Annotated in this window: 14 protein-coding genes; 5 read left to right on the forward strand and 9 right to left on the reverse strand. The window is 36.7% G+C overall.

What is annotated here, in order from left to right; translation table 11 throughout:
- Positions 1–573 precede the first annotated feature (573 nt).
- The 5 genes from CJP74_RS01025 to argS all read left to right on the forward strand — a co-directional run bounded on the left by CJP74_RS01025 (position 574) and on the right by argS (position 6200).
- Positions 574–1047, forward strand: a complete 474-nt coding sequence (locus CJP74_RS01025) for a hypothetical protein (RefSeq protein WP_119496420.1) — start codon at positions 574–576, stop codon at positions 1045–1047.
- A gap of 139 nt (positions 1048–1186) precedes the next feature.
- A complete protein-coding gene (locus CJP74_RS01030) occupies positions 1187–2974 on the forward strand; it encodes a penicillin-binding protein activator (protein ID WP_119496421.1) in 1788 nt (595 codons plus the stop codon).
- A 23-nt stretch (positions 2975–2997) separates the two neighbouring features.
- A complete protein-coding gene (locus CJP74_RS01035) occupies positions 2998–3564 on the forward strand; it encodes a BON domain-containing protein (RefSeq protein WP_119496422.1) in 567 nt (188 codons plus the stop codon).
- 54 nt (positions 3565–3618) lie between these two features.
- Positions 3619–4419, forward strand: coding sequence for an exodeoxyribonuclease III (gene xthA, locus CJP74_RS01040; RefSeq protein WP_119496423.1), 801 nt, complete (start codon positions 3619–3621; stop codon positions 4417–4419).
- Between the two features lie 14 nt (positions 4420–4433).
- Positions 4434–6200, forward strand: a complete 1767-nt coding sequence (gene argS / locus CJP74_RS01045) for an arginine--tRNA ligase (RefSeq protein ID WP_119496424.1) — start codon at positions 4434–4436, stop codon at positions 6198–6200.
- 361 nt (positions 6201–6561) lie between these two features.
- Here argS and CJP74_RS01050 read toward each other — a convergent pair whose 3' ends face one another.
- The 9 genes from CJP74_RS01050 to CJP74_RS01090 form a co-directional block, all read right to left on the reverse strand.
- Entirely contained in the window at positions 6562–8253 is a 1692-nt protein-coding gene (locus CJP74_RS01050; RefSeq protein WP_222986816.1) for a peptide ABC transporter substrate-binding protein, read from the reverse strand.
- Positions 8254–8327: 74 nt separating this feature from the next.
- Positions 8328–9044, reverse strand: coding sequence for a bifunctional 2-polyprenyl-6-hydroxyphenol methylase/3-demethylubiquinol 3-O-methyltransferase UbiG (gene ubiG / locus CJP74_RS01055; protein ID WP_119496426.1), 717 nt, complete (start codon positions 9042–9044; stop codon positions 8328–8330).
- Between the two features lie 66 nt (positions 9045–9110).
- Complete coding sequence (gene gyrA / locus CJP74_RS01060) at positions 9111–11936, reverse strand: DNA gyrase subunit A (protein WP_119496427.1); 2826 nt, start codon at positions 11934–11936, stop codon at positions 9111–9113.
- A 231-nt stretch (positions 11937–12167) separates the two neighbouring features.
- Positions 12168–14930, reverse strand: coding sequence for a phosphoenolpyruvate carboxylase (ppc, locus tag CJP74_RS01065; RefSeq protein WP_245958025.1), 2763 nt, complete (start codon positions 14928–14930; stop codon positions 12168–12170).
- A gap of 255 nt (positions 14931–15185) precedes the next feature.
- Positions 15186–15803: a glycerol-3-phosphate acyltransferase gene (locus CJP74_RS01070; RefSeq protein WP_119496428.1), complete on the reverse strand. Its 618-nt coding sequence runs from the start codon at positions 15801–15803 to the stop codon at positions 15186–15188.
- 79 nt (positions 15804–15882) lie between these two features.
- Positions 15883–16800, reverse strand: coding sequence for a siderophore ABC transporter substrate-binding protein (locus CJP74_RS01075; RefSeq protein ID WP_119496429.1), 918 nt, complete (start codon positions 16798–16800; stop codon positions 15883–15885).
- Between the two features lie 179 nt (positions 16801–16979).
- Positions 16980–17759 (reverse strand): iron ABC transporter ATP-binding protein, encoded by a 780-nt coding sequence (locus CJP74_RS01080; protein WP_119496430.1) that lies wholly within the window; start codon positions 17757–17759, stop codon positions 16980–16982.
- Complete coding sequence (locus tag CJP74_RS01085; RefSeq protein WP_119496431.1) at positions 17753–18742, reverse strand: iron chelate uptake ABC transporter family permease subunit; 990 nt, start codon at positions 18740–18742, stop codon at positions 17753–17755. Before CJP74_RS01085 ends, CJP74_RS01080 begins: the two co-directional genes overlap by 7 nt.
- A complete protein-coding gene (locus CJP74_RS01090; protein WP_345788747.1) occupies positions 18732–19655 on the reverse strand; it encodes an ABC transporter permease in 924 nt (307 codons plus the stop codon). The genes CJP74_RS01085 and CJP74_RS01090 overlap by 11 nt, the downstream gene beginning before the upstream one ends.
- Positions 19656–19832: the final 177 nt, after the last annotated feature.

The following is a 19832-nucleotide window of genomic DNA, read 5'->3' on the forward strand; positions in this document are numbered from 1 at the left end:
ATTAAATATTCCCCTAAGCTTCTTGCTAACGCAAGAAGCTTTTTTTGGCGCTAAATTAGAAAAATAATTAGGCAAAAATTTTATATTTAGATATACCTAATCGATAATTTCCACAAAATAAAAGTGGGTTAATGTTTGCTAAAACATTGATAAATAAGGAAGTAAGGCATCGGAAAAATATAAAATTTTTGCTAAAATATTCTTTTTTTCTTTTTTATCTTGTATAATATGGATGTAGGTTTTGAGATAACTAATGGTTACTGAGAACCTTAGAGAAAAATTGAAAAAGTATAATCTTAAGTCAGGATATACATGATTAGAGGAACTTATTATCATATTGGCGTATGACAATATTCCTCATCCTCTTTAACTATTTGCTATTGGCGTAGCGAATGCTTAGAGTCGACTTATTTAACTCCTTTTAACTTTTCTCGCAGTACTTTGCATTAAGGCAAAGTATATATAGAGGCGTAGTGTTTTGTTGGCGCAAAACATTATATTATTATGGAAATAAAATTCGGCAACCCGAATTTTTCGATTGATAAATTAGGACTGATCATCCTAATGGTATGTATGAGAAACTTATATAAATCTTACAAGCACATTTGGCAAATTGTGTGCATTGGCTTTTTGAGTGTTCTCTTAACAAGTTGTGCTGGTGGCGTAGCTAAATCAACTGCAGAGAACTTATTAAACGAACAAAATTACGCGGTAGTTCACGATTATAACAACGATCGTTACTATGCTGTGAGCTCTCCAGATATCTACGGTTATGTAGAAATGCGTGTGAGCGAACAAGAACAAGTTAAAATGCAAGACATTGCTTCAGGTAAATACTCTAACGCAGAACTTGAAAAAATTGTTATGGGTAAAGACTTTTACCTAGTTCGTAATGCGGCTGTTTTACAATTAGCAGCTAACTACTATAATAATGGTCAAGTAGAGAAAGCTAAAGAAATTCTTGGTTACTTCAACTATGCAATTTCTATCCGTTCACAAAAAGGCTTTTTCGCTTCCCTCAACAATCCTATTCCGATTATCAGATAATAAGCTAAAGCATGCAGAACTTCTGCATGCTTTTTGCGTTTTTGTCACATAGATTTTACCGTTTTGTCTAAGAAAATTTGGTATAATGTACTAGCTTATGTCTTTATTTTTTATACCGCTTTTATAGATACAACAACATATGAACAATTCACTTAAGTATGTCAATCTTGCAGCCTTAGCTCTTGCTTTAGCTTCATGTACAACCTCATTTAATATTGGTGGTGGTTCACAATCTTCTTCAGAATCTCAAACTACTGCAAGCTATAGCTCTCTAACTGAAAGTGAAAAAGCATTAGTGGCGCAAATCCAACAATCAAACAATATTAGCACAGATCGCTTAGTAAGCATTTACAACTCAAGTAGCAATGCTTATGTTCGTAATGAAGTTATTTTACAACTTGTAGCTCGTTTAACTAATGAAAACAAATACGAAGCTGCAAAATACTACTTAAAGAACTTTGCTACTTCAACTGATGCTCGTCAAAATTCACAATATAACTACTTAGCAACACGCTTAGGTCAGTTAACTAACGACCAAGAGTTAATTAACAACACTCCTAATGTTGACTTAAGTCAAATTAGCATTAACCAAAAACTAAGTGCAGCTCAAGTAGAAATAGTTAAAGCTTTTAGTAATAGTCAATATGACTTAGGTTTAGATACAGCTAACTCAGTATTTAGTAGTCTAAATACTGCTGATCAACAAACTTTAATTGACTCTACTTTAAGCCAATTAACCCGTATTCCTGTAACTACTTTAAGTAACCTAACTACAACTGCAAGTTCACCAACAAATGCAGCTTGGTATAGCCTTGCTCAAATTGCGGTAGAAAACAGTAATAATGCTGATGAACTAGCTCGTGCTTATAATAACTGGGCAAATACTTATAGTGGCACTAATAACCCTGCAATAAATACTAAACCTTCGCTATTTAAACAAAGCCAATCGGCAGCCGCTAGTAACTATAACAATGTTACAGTACTTCTGCCTCTAACTGGTACTTATAGTCCTTTAGCTGAAGCTGTTCGTCAGGGGATAAATACAGCTAATAAAGAAGCGGGTAATCGAGTACGTGTTAGCTATGTAGATACCACAACTACTCCAGCAACCCAGGCTGTACAAGATGCTGACGGTAAAGCTGATATTATCTTAGGACCTCTTTTACGTGATGATGTAGTAGCAGTTAACCAACTACGCCTCACTACTCCTGAGATAATGCTTACTTCAGTAGGTTCATATAATATTGGCGCTTGTTACTACAGCATGGGCATTGAAGATCAAGCAAGTACCATTGCTAATGTAATGAACCAGTTAAAAGTTAATAACCCAGTTATTTTCTCAGACGGCACCTCTTCTTCGGTAAGAGCTGCAAGTGAGTTTGCTCGTAACTGGTTAACTTTAAAACAACAAAATGTAACGGTAATTACATTTAATGATGGCGACTTAACGCAAAATGTTAAAAATCTTCTTGCTCGTACGCCTAAACCAGATGCAGTATTATTCTTAGGTTCGGCAGAACAATTAGTTACTTTTAATTCAACTTTAAGTTTTGAAGATCCAGATAACACCATTAAAACCTTTGCTACCTATCGCACTAACGATGAAAGCTTAACTCCAGCTAAGCTAGCTGACTTAAAAAATACCTACTTTACTGAATCTTCGGTAATTGCTGAAGCAAAAAGTAGCCTAGGTCGTGCCGCTTCAAGTGCTTTAGATACTAATAACTACAATGCAAAACGTCTCTTTGCTTTTGGTTATGACGCTTTTAAACTGGCACAAAACTACTCAGCTTTACGTAGTGTAAATAACTTCACCGTTGATGGAGCAACAGGTAAAATCATTATTACTCCTGGACGCAACTGTATTGTAAGTAATTACTACAATGTTTACCAAGTTGTAAACGGAGAATTTGTTAAAATCAACTAATTTTCTTCTAAGGATTGAATAGTATGTTAAAGAAAATTACCCTTGTAGTAGCTTTAGCGGCTGTTTTAGGAGCTTGTACAACTTCTAATAACAACACTGCAACTACTACCACAACTACTACCACAACACAACAACAAGCAACTATTTCTGATTCAGCTCTGGAACAAAATATTAACCAAAGCATTGAAAACGCTTACCCAAGCTCACGCTTTCCTCATCGTATAACTGCTGTTGTTTGGGAAGGCATTACTCTTCTTATTGGTCAAGCCCAAAACCAAGAGTTAGCAGATAATGTTGTTAAGGTTGCTGAACAAGTTTATGGGGTAGGAAAAATTCTTAACCAAATTCAAGTTAACTCTCAGTTTAACCCAACTGTCAGTGGTAATGTTTCTGATGCAACTATTACCAGTGTAGTTAAATCTAAATTAGTATTAACCCGTAATGTACCTGCACGTCGCATTAAGGTAATTACGCAAAATGGCATTGTGTACCTACTTTCTAAAGCTACTTTAGCGCAAACTGAAACTGCAGCTCGAGTAGCAGCTGCCGAAAACGGCGTTAAAGATGTACGCATTGTGACATTAGATTAATTAATAAAATTAGCTAGGTCGCAGGACTTAGCTAATTTTTCTGTTTTTATTTCTATGAAAGTTGTTAGTTTTAATATCAATAGTGTCCGCGCTCACCTAGAGCAATTGCTCGCTGTGGACCAACAAATCCAGCCCGACATTATCGGTTTACAAGAAATTAAAGTACATTCGGACGACTACCCTGAAGAGGTGTTAGCCGAAAACTATCATATTTATCACTTTGGACAAAAAACGCATTATGGCGTAGCTATTTACACTAAATACGAGCCAGAACAAGTGTACTATGGTTTTCCAGGTGATGCACCAGACGCACAACGTCGTTTAATTACTATAGATATAAATCATCCAACATTTGGGAAGCTCAGAGTAATTAATGGTTATTTCCCGCAAGGAGATAATATTAACAATGAAGTTAAATTCCCTGCTAAGCGTAAATTCTACGCTGATCTAGTAGAGTATATTAAACAAACTCCTGCGGGTTATAAACTCATTATTATGGGAGACTATAATATCTCTCCTACGGATAAAGATATAGGGATAGGTGCAGTTAACGCACGCCGTTGGTTAAGAACGGGTAAATGCTCGTTTCAACCAGAAGAAAGAGAATGGATGGATAAACTCTATGCTCTTGGCCTTGTTGATACCTTTAGAATCGCTAACCCTGAAATTGATGACAAATACTCGTGGTTTGATTACCGCTCTAAAGGAATTGAAGAAAATCGTGGTCTAAGAATCGATTTAATTATGTGTTCGCAAGAGCTAAGCGAACATGTTGCTGATTCAGATATTGACCTTGAAATCCGTCGTATGGATAAACCTTCAGATCACGCTCCTGTATATACACTTTTTAAATAATTTGCAAAATTATTATGGCAAAATTCATTCTTCGCGAACACTTAGAAAATATTATTACCGATAGCTTAAACGTATTTATTCGTACTCAAGATAGCCAAGGTAAATTAGATCCAGCTACAAGTTATCCTGCAATTATTAAGGCTACTAAAGCAGCTCAATTTGGTGACTACCAAGTAAACGGCATACTTCCTCTAGCAAAAACTCTAGGCACTAACCCACGTGAGTTAGCTCAAGCTTTTGCGACCTACTTTGCCCAAGAGCACAGTAAAGAATTTGCTAAAGTAGAAGTGGCAGGTCCTGGCTTTGTTAACCTTTTCTTAAATGATGTATGGTTAGCTGAGTTAACACCAAATATTTCTCACTTACAAGCTAATTTACAAGCGCAAACTGCACAAAATATAGTTATTGACTACTCTGCCCCAAATATTGCCAAAGAAATGCACGTAGGACACCTACGTACAACAATTATTGGTGACTCTTTAGTGAGAGTACTCGAATTCTTAGGTCACAAGGTAACTAAAGTAAACCACATAGGTGACTGGGGAACCCAATTTGGTATGCTCATGGCCTATATGGAAGAAGTAGAAAAAGATCCTGAAGCAGCAGGCGTAAGCATTGAAGACCTTGATGGCTTCTATCGTGCAGCTAAGGCACGTTTTGATGCAGATCCTGAATTCCAAACTTATGCTCGTAGCCTGGTAGTAAAACTCCAAGGTGGTGATCCGCACTATTATGCTAAGTGGAAGCAGCTCGTAGATATTACTATGACGCAAAACAACCGTACCTATCGTCGTTTAGGCGTTCTTTTAACTGACGATGATATTATGGGTGAGTCTATGTATAACCCTATGCTTCCTGAAGTGGTAGAACAAGCTCTAGAGCAAGGCGTAGCTACTCTTGACCAAGGTGCAGTTGTAGCTCACTTAAGCGAATTTAAAAATAAAGACGGCGAAGATCTAGGAGTTATCTTACGTAAATCAGACGGTGGCTACCTATATGCTACTACTGACCTAGCTGCTATGAAATACCGTGTTGAGCATTTTAAAGCAGACAATATTATCTATTGTACAGATATGCGTCAAGCGAACCACTTTGCGCAAATTGAGATTATTGCTCGTAAAATGGGCTATCTTCCTGAGAGCACAAAAGTTACGCACGCTGGCTTTGGTATGATGCTAGGCAAAGATGGTAAACCATTTAAATCTCGTTCAGGTGATGTAGTAAGATTAAATGATCTCCTTGATGAGGCTGTAGAACGTACGCAAGCTCTGCTTGAAGCTCGTAATAGTGATGTTACAGGCGAAGAACGCCAAGAGCTCGTAAATGCTCTCGCTTATGGGGCAATTAAGTATGCTGATTTAAGTAAAAACCGTGCTACAGATTACATTTTCGATTGGGATCGCATGATTTCTTTTGAAGGTAACACTGCACCTTACATGCAGTACTCTTATGCTCGTATTCAATCTATTTTACGTCGTCACACTTTACCTGCAACAGAAGCAGTATTAATTACTAACCCGTACGAACGTAATCTAGTGTTAAAACTGCAAGAGTTTGCTGATGTTTTAGATAAAGTAGGCAGTCAATTAACTCCACATTTAATTTGTACTTACCTCTTTGAATTATCTGGCATTTTCAATAGTTTCTATGAAAATGTTAATATCCAAAAAACCGAAGAAAAAGATTTACAAGAATCACGTATCAACCTCATTAACTACACAGCTAAGGTTTTAGAGCAAGGCTTAAAACTTTTAGGTATAAATGTGGTAGAACGTATGTAAAAAAAGGAGGCCCATGGCCTCCTCTTTTTTTGTCCAAAAAAAATGGAAGCTAAAAGCTTCCATCAAAAAATCCAAAAATTTGCTTTGGAGTCGCAAATTTAAAAAAACAATATCTATCTAATCTAATCTTAATCTTCGAATCGTACATGCTTAAGACCCCATGCTCTGAAAATGGCCTTAAGTTATATGCGATTTTTTGAGATATCTCTCTTTAATTAATAATAAGATATCATATTTTAAAACAAAAGCAATACTAAAATATAAATTATTTTCTTAAAATACGGTTTTTTAAGAATTTTTATTTTAGTTACCTATTACTTTTATTCTTTAAAAAACCAGAATACTAATCCCTAAATTAAGATTATTTTTTCGTTGGAGCCACTTGAGCATCAATTATATAGTAGTCACGTAAAAAGCGACGTTTTACTTTAAGACTTAAACCACCTAAAGCTGGAGATTTAAGTAAGTAAGCCCCTTTTAAGTAAATTGGTGCTACTGGCGTTTGTTCTTGAATCACCTTGTTAGCCTGAGAATAAAGTTGGGCACGTTTTTCTGGGTCTACAGTGTTATTTGCCTGATTAACTAAACTATCATACTCGGCACTACACCATGCAGTTGAGTTTTGTCCATTATTACAAAGTAAAGTATTGTAAAATGCCGAAGCCTGATCGTAGTCGCCACGCGTCCAACCTAAGCGCACTTGGTAGTTTTTATTTTGTACTATATCTTCGTAAACCTTGCGCTCGGTAATAGTAGCTTCCATTTTTACTAAGCCTTGTGATTTTTGTTGTAACCAACCTTGAATTGCTACTAGCGTAACATTCATTAGTTGTTCACGAGGAGCTACTATTTTAAAAGAAAATGGCTTAGATGCTGTATAACCTGCCTCTTTAAGTAAAGCTATAGCCTGCTCAACATTCTCTTCATAAGGGCGTGAGAAATAAGCTTCTTCGGTAGCTAATTGCCCGTCTGCTAAAAATGTTGGGGTAAAAATACTTGTAGGTTGCCCTGCTTTAAGAATAACATTAGTTAGATAGCGATTATCTATGAGCAATTTAATTGCTTGACGTACTCGCACATCAGGCACTTCGTTAACATTAAAGTATAACGCCCAGGTTAAAGGATCTATATATTCTTTAACTTCATCAGGTCGTTCTTCGAGCACTTTATTATAAATCGACGGCGGAATATCTGCTGTTAATACTTCGTTAGCTAAGTACTTATTGTAAATCATATTAATATCGGTCATAAAAATATACTGTGATTTTTCAATAAGAACATTTTTAGCATCCCAGTAATCTGGATTTTTTACAAAAGTAATATGCCCATTAATAATATTCTCGGTAAGGACATAAGGTCCATTACCAACAAAGTTTTGTGGATGGGTCCATTGATCGCCATACTGCTTAATTTTATCTTCGCGCACTGGAGCTAATACCCCTAGAGTAACTAACTGGGTAAACCAAGGCGTTACCTGAGATAAATGCACCACAAAAGTATAGTCATCTTTTGCTTCTACTCCTAGTGCACTTGGAGCTAACTGACCAGCAGAAATTTGCGCTGCATTTTTTACATTAGCATTGGCTAAATAGTCTATGTATACCGAACCATTTTGCGGATCAACTAAACGTTGCCAAGCATAAACAAAGTCATGGGCAGTTACTGGCTTACCGTCTGACCATTTAGCATTTTTGCGTAAATTAAAGGTCCAGGTTAAACCATCGGCTGACTGCACCCAAGACTGAGCAGCTACGCCGACATAACGACCGTCTGGAGCTTGACGCACTAAAGTATCAAAGAGCGAACGGGCAACATTAATAGAGTTAGAATCCGAGAGTTTTCCAGGGTCAATAGTAGCTGGGTTCTCTTTGGCATTACGAGTTAAAAATTGCACTTTGGCTAGTTTAGTACCAGCAGGAATTACATTATTCCACTGCGCTGAATAAACTATATCCCCATTTGCTAATTCAGTTACATCTGAGTCAGCTAAGGCAGTTGCACTCCAAGTTAAACTTAAAGCAACTAGCCATTTACTTAAATTTGTTTTTTTCACTTTTATCTAGCCTTTTAAATTGAGAGTTTCACGTTTTTTATAGTTTACACCAAAAAAAAGGGAGGCTCAATAGCCTACCGCTTTTTAAAAGTAATTAAATAGTTTACTGACACATCAGCATCAAGATAAAACTGATCTTTAAAGATATTATATTTGTAACCGACTATATCTAAAACTTCTAAGCCTTGATCTTGGGCTACTTTAACTAGCTCGCTTGGTTTAATAAATTTTTGATACTCGTGGGTGCCCCGTGGAAGCCATTGTAAATAGTTTTCTACTGCCTCAATAATTTGCAATTGAGCTTGCCATGTGCGATTGATAGTCGACATTACTGCCAGACCACCTGGTTGCAACATTTGGGCAATAGAACTAACAATAGAAGCATAATTCGGCACATGCTCAATCATTTCCATACAGCAAATAATTTTAAAGTGCTCAGGGAGTTCTTTAGCCAGTTGTTCGGCTGTAACACAACGATACTCTAAATTATCAATGCCTTGGGCATGAATACGTCCAGCTTCAAGAGCTTCTTTTGCCATATCTATGCCAAGCACTTGTGCTCCTTCGAGAGCTAGGGACTCAGCAAGTATACCCGCTCCACAACCTAAATCTAAAATCGGTTGATAAGCTAAGGCACCAAGATGTTGCTGAGCAGCTTGTTGCATAACATATTGTAAGCGTAAGGGATTTAACTTGTGAATTAGTTTAAAGCTCCCATTAGGTAACCACCAATCGCCTGCCATATTGGCAAATTTTGCAATTTCTGCTGAATCTACGTTTTCCTGTTTCATATGTAATCCAAAAAAAACCTCAAATCGTTTGATTTGAGGTTTTTATTTTACCTCATGGAGAGGAACTTATTCTTCATCATCTTGTTCAGCATAAGCAGCCCCTGTAATAGGTTCTACTTGTTCTGCACTTTTAACTGGACTAGAGTTATCAGCTAACTCAGCTTGCTTGTGAGCTTGAACCGCTAAAAGGTCTTCAGCTTCAATGCTTTTACCCTCAACAATTCGCTCAATAGAAGCAACCTGCTCACCGTTAACTAGGTTAACTAGTTTAACCCCAGATGAAGCACGTCCTACTAGACGAATTTCATCGGCATCTATACGCACTAGTTTACCGCCGTCAGTAATAATTGCTAATTGATCTTGCTCATTGATTTGCGTAGCCCCTACTAGAGCATTACCTGTACGCTCTGAAAGTTTATGCATACGCACCCCTTTAGAGCCACGGTTAGTACGAAGCGGAACTTCTGAGAGAGCTGTACGTTTACCTAAACCACCATTAGTTACCGTTAAAATTGGATCATCATTTTTTGGTACAATTACAGCAATAATGCGGTCATCACCCTCTTGCAGACGCATACCACGTACCCCACGCGATACACGACTTTGCGATCTAACTACTGCAGAATTAAAGGCTGCGACATAACCTGCACGCGAGAAGAGGTATACAGGATCATTTTCTCCTACTACCACTACCTGAGCTAGGCGATCAGGAAGAAGATCATGACTATCTAAAATCGTATCTTCTGCCTCGAGCACTTCAACTTCTTCGTTTTCCGTTTCTTCGCCCGCTGCTATATCGGTATTACGTAAAGTAATGGCTTTAAGACCATTCGCACGGATTTTACTAAACTGTTTGAGTGGAGTTTTCTTCACTGTACCTTGTTCAGTAGCAAAGAAGAGGAATTTATTTTCTACATCGTCTTGTGCATCTTCATCAAGAACAATTAAATTAGTAATTCTTTCTTCATCTTGCAGATTTAAGAAATTATTAATTGGACGTCCACGTGAAGCTTGTGTCGCTCTTGGTAACTTGTACACTTTAATTTGGAAAACGCGTCCTAAACTGGTAAAGCAAAGTAAAGTGTCAGTAGTTTTACCTATTACTAATTCTGCAATTTCATCGTTTTCTTTAACTTGCGTAGCTTGACGACCACGACCACCACGCGATTGACTGCGGTATTCGTTTAAAGCTTGGTATTTAATGTAAGAATCACGTGAGTAAGTAATTACTACGTCTTCTTTATTAATAAAGCTTTCGTCATCTAAAGAAATAGCTTCATCAGAAATTGCTGAAATACGAGCATCGTAATTATTTTCTTTACGCTTATTATTGTCACGGCTTTCAATTAGCTCTTGACGTAAAACTGCCGTTAATTTAGCAGGATCATTTAAAATACCAATTAAACGAATAATTTCGCTTACTTTATCTTGGTACTCGCTAGTAATTACCTCTTGCTCTAAACCTGTTAAGCGAGATAATTGCATGGAAAGAATATCATCAGCTTGCTCTGGGCTTAAGTAATATAAACCATCTTGAGGGTTCACGCCATATTGCTCTTCAAGATTTGCTGGACGAGCAATTTCTGGGTTACCTTCAAGGTTTTCGAGCATAGCACTAAGAATTTTACAATTCCAACCGCGAGCTAATAAAGCTTGGGCAGCATCTTGACGACGTGCTGAAGAACGAATTAAGTGAATAATTTCGTCAATATTATCTAGAGCTATAGCTAAAGCCTCTAGAGTATGAGCACGAGTACGAGCTCCTTTAAGTTCAAACACGCAACGACGTGTAATTACTTCACGACGGAACTCAATAAAAATGCTAATAAATTGTTTTAAGTTAAGAGTTTGCGGTTTACCCTTGTTTAAAGCGAGCATATTAAAGGAAATGCTGCTTTGCAGTTGGGTCTTAGCAAACAGTTGATTCATAATTACATGTGGATCATAGTCCTTATGAATTCTTAACTCGATATTAATATCATTTTTAGATAAGTTAAGAACTTCGGTAATACCTTGAATTTCATCATTTTTCATTAAATCATGAATACGTTCAATTACCGTGTTATAACTTACTTGATATGGAATTTCGGTGATATTAATACGTTTAACTCGAGCTTCTTCGCTTACTTTATAAACCGCACGCAAATAAAGTTTACCGCGTCCTGTATGATAAGCTTCACGAATACCACCACGACCTAAAATAATTCCCCCCGTTGGAAAATCTGGAGCGGGAATATATTCCATTAATTGGTCTATGCTAATTTCTGGATTATCAACGTAAGCAATACAACCGTTTAAAACTTCGGTTAAATTGTGAGGTGGAATATTAGTTGCCATTCCCACCGCAATCCCACTTGAACCGTTTATAAGCAGATTTGGTAAGCGAGTTGGTAGTACTAAAGGTTCAGTAGTTTTATTCGAGTAGTTAGGAATAAAATCAACTGTATCCTTTTTAATATCTTTTAAAAGCTCTAGAGCTATATTGCTCATACGGGCTTCGGTATAACGCATAGCCGCTGGAGCTTCATCGCCTCGACCACCAAAGTTACCTTGGCCTTGCACAAGAGGATAACGCAGACTAAAGTCTTGCGCCATACGTACTAAAGTGCCGTAAATTGCATAGTCACCGTGCGGGTGGTATAACCCCATCACTTTACCCACAATTTCTGCTGATTTCACGAATGGTTTATCTGGAGTATTGCCTCCTTCATGCATTGCATAAAGTACACGACGGTGTACAGGTTTAAAACCATCACGAGCATCTGGCAATGCCCTGCTCATAATTACAGACATTGCATAGTCTAAATAGGAAGTCTTTAATTCATCAACTATGTTAATTGGTTTAACTTCTCCATTAAAACCTGAAGGATTTTGGTTATTCGATTCAGACATGGATTACTTTACCTAATACATTCAAAACTCTGTGATTATTTATTAATCAACAGTTAATATAAAATCTTTAAAACAAGCATTATTTGTGCTCAAATTAGTGCGAGCACAACTCTTGCTATTATAGCAGATTTTTGCTATTTTTGCAGGATTTTCCCGCTAATATCCCCCTATATTCTTAACTTTATTTTGCCCTAAACAAAAAAAAGCAAGAGGCTTTTGCCCCTTGCTCTTTTAACCTGTATTGCGCATGCCTGCAGCAACCCCAGTTATAGTTATCATTAAAGCTTTAATAATTCTTGGATCCATACTACCACGACGACTACGATAGAGTAATTCTATTTGTAGTAAGTGTAATGGTAAAGTATAAGCAATACGTTTTTGAATTGACTCATAAATCCAAGGGGTATCTTGCATTAGGTTATGACTATTGTCCCCGTGTAAAGACATAATTACTTCTTTACTATCTAAAGCACGAGCACGTAAATCAGCTCCTAGATAATGTAATCTTGGTTCTACGAGCTTACGTTCGTAAAGTTCAGAAATTTCTACATCTACTTTAGAAAACACCATCTCTAACATCCCAATACGGGTAGAGAAGAATGGCCAAGCTTGCATCATTTCAATAATTGTTGCTCGCCCTTGTTCGGTAGCTAGAACTTCTTTTAATGCCGAACCTGTACCTAACCAAGTTGGTAAAGTTAAACGGTTTTGCGTCCAAGCAAAGATCCATGGAATGGCTCTTAACGACTCTACCCCGCCATTTACATTACGTTTGGCAGCGCGTGAACCTAAATTTAAATTCGATAATTCAATTTCAGGAGTTGCCTGACGGAAATAAGGAATAAAATCAGGCGTATGGAAAACTACTTGACGATACTCTTTACAAGAAATATCAGAAAGAAGCTCCATGGTATCACGCCATTGTTTTTTCGGTGCGGTAGGAGGTAGTAAATTAGATTCACAAATTGCCGAAGCATAGAGATCTAAATTTAAGCGCGCTATTTCTGGTAAACCAAATTTAAAGCGAATCATTTCCCCTTGTTCAGTTACACGTAAGCCCGCTTCAAGACTGCCTGGTGGTTGCGAAAGGAGAGCCGCGTGAGCAGGAGAACCCCCACGTCCAATTGTACCCCCACGTCCGTGGAATAGCGTTAATTTAACTTTAAATTCTTTGGCAAGAGCAACTAAATTCTCTTGGGCTTTATATTGTGCCCAACCTGCTGCAAAAAAGCCTGCATCTTTGGCTGAGTCTGAATAACCAACCATTACCATTTGTTGCCCTTCGATCATTTGGTAATAGAATTCATTACTAAATAAGCGACGCATTACCGCTGGAGCATGTTCGAGGTCATCTAGAGTCTCAAAGAGAGGAGCTATGCCAATATTATTTGGTTCATCGTAAAGTTTGAGTAAAAGTTTTACTTCTAACACATCCGAAGCACAAGTTGCCATAGAAATAATATAGCAGTTAATTACTCCTTTTGGTTGTTGTGCTACTAGTTTACAAGTGGCTAAAACTTCAGCTGTTTCTGGCGTAGGTTGCCAGTGATTTGGTAAAAGTGGACGTGCCGTAGACAATTCTTTAGTTAAAAAGTCTACTTTTTCTTCTTCGCTCCACTCGAGGTAGTTACCTAAACCATAGAATTCTACTAACTCGGCAATTGCTTTTTTATGACGCGCTGACTCTTGACGTATATCTAGTCTAAATAGAGTTACACCAAAAGTACGCACACGATAAATACAGTCTAATAAAAAGCCGTCAGCAATTTCTTTTTGGTTGCGCACCACTAAAGATTGATAAATGTCTTCGAGAGGTTCTAAAAGATCATTATCATTCATAATAAGATTTTGCGTCGCTTTTTGGTAAGAGCGTGAAAAGCCTGGGGTAATATCAACCACGTCTGTATCGTGATCTATATCAAATAACTCCATGCGCGTTTGACGCTCAAGAGCTTGCTGTTGCGTGAGGTAAACTACTTGATCATCAGAAGTAATTAAGCCCTCAAAAAAGTCCATAGTCGCTTTTAAGCGCATACGTAAAAGACGTAATACTTGACGATAAGGCTCATAATCCACATTATATTTTTGTTTAAAATATGGATCTGCCGAACGCATGGTTAATTCTTGCGAAAGACGACGTATGTCTTCCATCATGATTTTAGCAAAGCGAGCTCGTCCTGTATTAATTACCGTTTGCGTAACCTTGTGCGTTACAAAGGCATTACCGTCACGGTCTCCTCCTGTCCAGGAAGAGATTTTTAACGGTTGGAAATCTTCACCTAAGCTTTGCCCAAAAACTTTTTCACAGCTTAAGTTTAAAGATTTAATAAATTCTGGCACTGCTTTCCAAAGCGAATCTTCGATTGTATTCATTGCCCAAGAAGCTTCTTCTACAGGGGTTGGGCGAATAGAACGAATTTCATCGGTAAGCCATGTCGCAGCTATTAGCTGACGTAAACGTGCTTTAACCGTATGCTCTTCGAGTTCGCTTAAGTGCGGAGCGTCAAGTTGACGTAAACATTCATCTAAACCATTGTGTTTTTGAATAATCGAACGTCGGGTTGCCTCAGTAGGGTGAGCCGTTAAAACTATCTCAATAAAGAGTTTTTCTAAAGCAGGACGTACTTGAGCAAAGGTTAAGCCTTGCTCTTTTAAGCGTACAAGTAGAGCTTCGAAACTGCGTAAAGCATAATCGTCCTCACTACTTGTAATCGATTTATTGGTTAATTGATGTTGTTCGGTAGTATTGATAAAGTTGAGAAGATGTGAAAAACAACGGGCAACAGGGATGATTAAATCATCGCTCATAATATCAAGTAAAGTTACTAGTTGTTCTTCTGCCTTCTTATCACCAATACCAGCTTGACGGGAATAATCAGAAATCTTGTTTAAAATATCTAATACTGTTTGTCCGTCAGTATCGCGGACAGTTTCTTCAAGTAGAGTACTTAAAGTTTGTACTTGTTCATGGATATGGTGATATTTATTTGTCACAATTAGTCTCGTTTTGGTATATTAAAAATAACAAATTTAATTGTAGCACACTTTGCTCTAGGTTATGCTACTATCTCGTTTTATTTAGAGTTTGTTTAAAAATAAGCTATCTTTTTTAGATAAAACTCTAATAGTTTTATTTGCTGGGCAAATTTAACATAATCTTTATAAGTATGCAAAAAAATTGTTCACAATGCAAGAGCAAAATAATGATTTTTATAAAAAAAGTAAGGCTTTAAGGGAAACCTTAAAGCCTTAGATTAAAAAGTCTTTATCGCGGTAGAGTCTTTGTAATAAACCATTACAATCTGGAAGATAATAGCCGTAACGTGTACGAATTAATAAACCTATATGACGTAAAATAATCATACAAGAAAGAGTTACCACGGGAATCATATACGTCGGATTGAGCCAGTAGGCATAGAACGGAATTAATACGGCTAGCAGGGCATTTGCCACTACTCTATAACCAAAAAGTAAATAAAAAACTATATAGGCACCAAGAGCAACCAGCATTACTGACCAGCCTAAGGTAGTATAGAGAGCAATACAAACTACTATACCCAGACGCCCACGAAAATAATTAAAAATAGAATAATAGTGGCCTAGCAGTAAAGCTATAACCAAGTAGCTTAATTCTAGGCTCGAAAAGCCTAGACGATAGCCCAGATAAAGCGGAACTATGCCTTTAGCAAAATCGGTAAAGGCTAAGGCTAATAAAGCCCAAGCATTAGTTAAATTATTAAACATGAGGTAATTGGGACGACGCTCTAAGAGCTCGAGCACATTTACCTTAAATAAATGACTAAGCAATTTATCATTAGGTAAAGAACCTATGAGATAAAAAACTATAATCGCAAGTAATGTGGTCATATCTTTTTATACTCGAGATAACAACTTAGTAAAATTATACCATAGAAAAAGGGTCGTAAAGCTACGACCCTTTTTTCCGTTATTTTGCATTTTTAATTGCATTAGATAATTCGTTGATCATTTCTACTGTTGAGTAATAACCACCGTAAGCTAAATACCAAACTTTTGAATCTAAGTAAACAATTGCATTATTTTTAGCTGCATCTGTACTGTTTACTAAAGGATTATTGAGAGTGTTTTTTGCATTATCTTTAGCATCTGTTAAAGCTGCAGAACGATCTACCACAAAAATAAATTGTGGGTTAGTTTTTTGGATAAACTCATAACTTACTTCAACCCCGTGACGACCTTTAGCATCGGCAATTTGACCTGCTGGTTTGAAACCAAAGTCTTTATAAACGATGCTATAACGGCTCTCAGGACCAAAGCCTGACATTTTACGATCATTAGTTAAAAGAACTAATGCGTTTTTACCTGACGCTAGTTTATTTAAAGCTTCGATCTTAGCATCAAGATCTTTAGCTAATTCTTGAGCTTTTGCTTCTTGACCTGTAAATTTACCCACAGCTAGCAGATTAGCATCAATTGAGTAACTTTGCTTAGTGTCATCTAAAGTTGCAACATACACAGGAGCAATTTGTTTTAATTGATCGAGGAATTTTGCTTGACGACCTGAAGTAACAATTAGATCAGGTTTTAATTCAGCAATTGCTTCTAAATTAGGCTGTACTAACAGACCTACATTTTTATATTTAGCATCAGTATAAACTTTACTTAGATATGCAGGGAAGAATTTACTATCTGCAATACCTACCACACGGTGTTGTTGACCTAAAGCTAAAAGGTTATCAGCAATCGATAAGTCTAATACCACAATACGTTGAGGATTATCTGGTACATCTTGCTTCCCTGTAGGTGAATCTACAGTTACAGCGTAAGAATTGATTGCAAATAAACTTGTTGCTAAAGCAACACCATATTTAAAAACTTTATTCATATAAGTTTATCCTATGATAAAAATTAGAGTAATTTTAAACTTCTTAAAGAAGTAGTTATATATTCACATATTTTTGATAAAATCGCACAACTCCCTGAGAAGTAAAACCAATAAAATAACCAAAGTTTAGCAAAAATAAGCAAAATTTTCTTTGCAATTCCCTTAGTTTTTCTCCGCCTTTAAGGACAGTTGGCTTTAGGTTTAAAGTAGGTTGCCACATACTGATTATTAAGCTCGTGAATATCTATATGAATATCATAGAGCTCGTGCAGTTTTTCTGGAGTCATTATATCTTTAACTTCACCTTGACACACTACTTGGCCTTCTTTAAGAGCAACGATAATATCACTATATGCTGAAGCAAAGTTAATATCATGTAAAACAACAATAACTGTTTTGCCATGATTCTCAACTAAGTCTTTTAATACCGACATAATTTGCACTGAGTATTTCATGTCGAGATTATTTAAAGGCTCATCTAAAAAAACGTAGGGAGTATCTTGAGCTAATACCATAGCAATATAAGCTCGTTGTTTTTGTCCCCCTGAAAGTTGATCAAGATATTTATAACGTAGGTCGTCTAAACCCATGTAATCTATAGCCTGATTAACCATTTTTTTATCTTCGTCCTTTAATTTTCCTTGGCAGTAGGGATAACGACCAAAGGAAACCAGATCTTCGATAGTTAAGCGAAGATTAATATTGTTTGACTGCTTTAAAATAGCAAGAAGCTTAGCAACAACTTCGGAATTTGTTTTCTGCACATCTACGCCATCTATGGTTACAGTCCCCGTAGTCGGAATATCAAGACGACTTATTAACCCCAAGAGAGTAGACTTACCTGCTCCATTAGGTCCAATGAAAGAAATTATCTTTCCTTGAGGAATAGTTAAGTTTATGGAATGTAATATTTCTTGTCGTCCAATTTTTTTACTTAGATTTTGAATTGAAATTACCATTTTTTCTGTTGTCGTAAAAGAAGGATTAAGAAATAAGCTCCACCTATAAAGTTAATAATAATTGAGATCGAAGAGCTAAAGTTAAATACTCTTTGCACAATTATTTGCCCAATTACTAACACGGCAATGGACATAAACATACAGGCTGGAAGCAAAATTCGATACTTAAAGGTCGGAATATACTGCAAGGTGAGGTTCATTACTAATAAACCTAAAAAGGTTATAGGACCAACTAATGCCGTAGATACCGAAATACAAATTACTACCAGAATAAGCAGACGCCATACCATGCCATAGTAATTTAAGCCAAGGTTAACTGCTACATCTCTGCCTAAGCTAATTATTTCTAAATCTCGAGCATAACGCCACATGAGAATTAAACTAACGCAGAGAAAGATACTTGCTATGCCAAGAATTTTTGTATTAATCGCTTGGAAACTAGCATAACCTATAGCCTGTAAGGCAAGAAACTCACCTGGATCAAGTAAAGTACCTAAGAAAGTATTGAAACTAGAAAAAAGAGTACCAAATACTATACCTAAGAGAAGAATAAAGAACACATTATGATTTTCTCTTCTTAACATAAACTTAAAGAGGAGCACTGAGAAAAAGATCATCCCCCCTACCGAGATTAAAAAGAGATAAAGTTGATTAAAATTTGCTAAAGTTGTTGAACCAGCAAAGAAAATAATTGTCGTTTGAATAAGAACATAAAGTGAATCTAAGCCCAGAATACTTGGGGTAATAATGCGGTTTTGCACTATAGCCTGGAACACCATAGAGCTAGCTCCTATAGCTGCTCCTGTAAGGAGAATTCCAGCCAAAGCTTGCCAACGCATGCGCATTATAAAGCCACCAAATTGCGGGAAGCCCCAAAAGAGAAAAACTAAGGTTGCTCCCAGAGCCAAGCCTGCAAGAAAGACTAAGCGACGCTTGTTTCTCGCTTGTTCACGTTCACGCTCGAGACGTAGGTCACTTACCATGGCGGAATCTCCGATAAATTAAATAAATGAAAACTATACTACCTATAGTTCCAACTACCGAACTAATTGAAACCTCAAATGGATAGATTACAGCTCGAGCAATAATGTCACAAATTAAAACAAAAATTGCTCCCCATAAAGCATTTAAAGGTAAAGTTTTACGGAGATTATCACCATAAATTAAGGAAACTATGTTTGGCACAATTAGACCTACAAAAGGAATAGATCCTGCAGTTACAACAATAATTGCCGTTACTACCGAAACTAAAACTATGCCTAAGAACATTACCTGTTTAAAGTTAATGCCTAAGCTCGTGGCATTGCTTTCTCCCATCCCTGCTATAGCAAATTTATGGGCATATAAATAAGCAAGAATGAGACAAGGTACACTTAGGAAGAGAATTTCATAACGTCCGCCAATTACTAAAGCAAAATCTCCTTGTAACCAAGCAGCAAAACTTTGTAAGAGGTCATACTTATAAGCAAAGAACTCTGTAAAGGCATCTATAATTTTTCCGAACATTATCCCCACTAAAGGTACGAGAATTATATCGGTAAATTTTAAGCTCCGTAAGAGTTTCATAAAAATAAGCGAGCCTATAAATGCTACAGTTATCGCAAAGCCTGCTTTAAGTAAAAGTCCTGCGGTAGGAAAAATTACAATTGAAATTAAAATGCCTAGCTTGGCACAAGAAATAGTTCCTGCCGTGGTTGGGGAAACAAATTTATTTTGGGCAATTTGTTGCATAATTAAACCACAAATTGCTAAGCCCGATCCCGTAATTAAAATTGAAATTAATCGAGGAATACGACTTATGGTAAATACTTCCCACTCTTCGGAATTGAGTTGCCAAAGACCACTTAAAGAAACACTACTAACTCCCAAGAATAAAGATCCTGCACTTAAAAGCACTAAGAGCAAGATTAATAACTTATTTTGCAAAAGCATAGGTGTGATTAATTAGAGTGATTAATAATTTTTTTATTAAAAATAAAGTGTTTAATTCCGTAATAAGAATGAATAACATTTCCTATATTTTAGCAAAAGATCAAATCTTCGGGAGAAAAATTTGCGCCAAAATTAATTTTA

This window comes from Psittacicella melopsittaci, assembly GCF_003585925.1.
GTDB classification, from domain to species: domain Bacteria; phylum Pseudomonadota; class Gammaproteobacteria; order Enterobacterales; family Psittacicellaceae; genus Psittacicella; species Psittacicella melopsittaci.

What these genes read in the sequence shown, in the direction of transcription:
- CJP74_RS01030 (WP_119496421.1), top strand. Translation starts at nt 1,187, where the DNA reads ATGAACAATTCACTTAAGTATGTCAATCTTGCAGCCTTAGCTCTTGCT.
- CJP74_RS01035 (WP_119496422.1), top strand. Translation starts at nt 2,998, where the DNA reads ATGTTAAAGAAAATTACCCTTGTAGTAGCTTTAGCGGCTGTTTTAGGA.
- ubiG (WP_119496426.1), bottom strand. Translation starts at nt 9,044, where the DNA reads ATGAAACAGGAAAACGTAGATTCAGCAGAAATTGCAAAATTTGCCAAT.
- CJP74_RS01070 (WP_119496428.1), bottom strand. Translation starts at nt 15,803, where the DNA reads ATGACCACATTACTTGCGATTATAGTTTTTTATCTCATAGGTTCTTTA.
- CJP74_RS01075 (WP_119496429.1), bottom strand. Translation starts at nt 16,800, where the DNA reads ATGAATAAAGTTTTTAAATATGGTGTTGCTTTAGCAACAAGTTTATTT.
- xthA (WP_119496423.1), top strand. Translation starts at nt 3,619, where the DNA reads ATGAAAGTTGTTAGTTTTAATATCAATAGTGTCCGCGCTCACCTAGAG.
- CJP74_RS01085 (WP_119496431.1), bottom strand. Translation starts at nt 18,742, where the DNA reads ATGGTAAGTGACCTACGTCTCGAGCGTGAACGTGAACAAGCGAGAAAC.
- argS (WP_119496424.1), top strand. Translation starts at nt 4,434, where the DNA reads ATGGCAAAATTCATTCTTCGCGAACACTTAGAAAATATTATTACCGAT.
- CJP74_RS01080 (WP_119496430.1), bottom strand. Translation starts at nt 17,759, where the DNA reads ATGGTAATTTCAATTCAAAATCTAAGTAAAAAAATTGGACGACAAGAA.
- CJP74_RS01025 (WP_119496420.1), top strand. Translation starts at nt 574, where the DNA reads ATGAGAAACTTATATAAATCTTACAAGCACATTTGGCAAATTGTGTGC.
- gyrA (WP_119496427.1), bottom strand. Translation starts at nt 11,936, where the DNA reads ATGTCTGAATCGAATAACCAAAATCCTTCAGGTTTTAATGGAGAAGTT.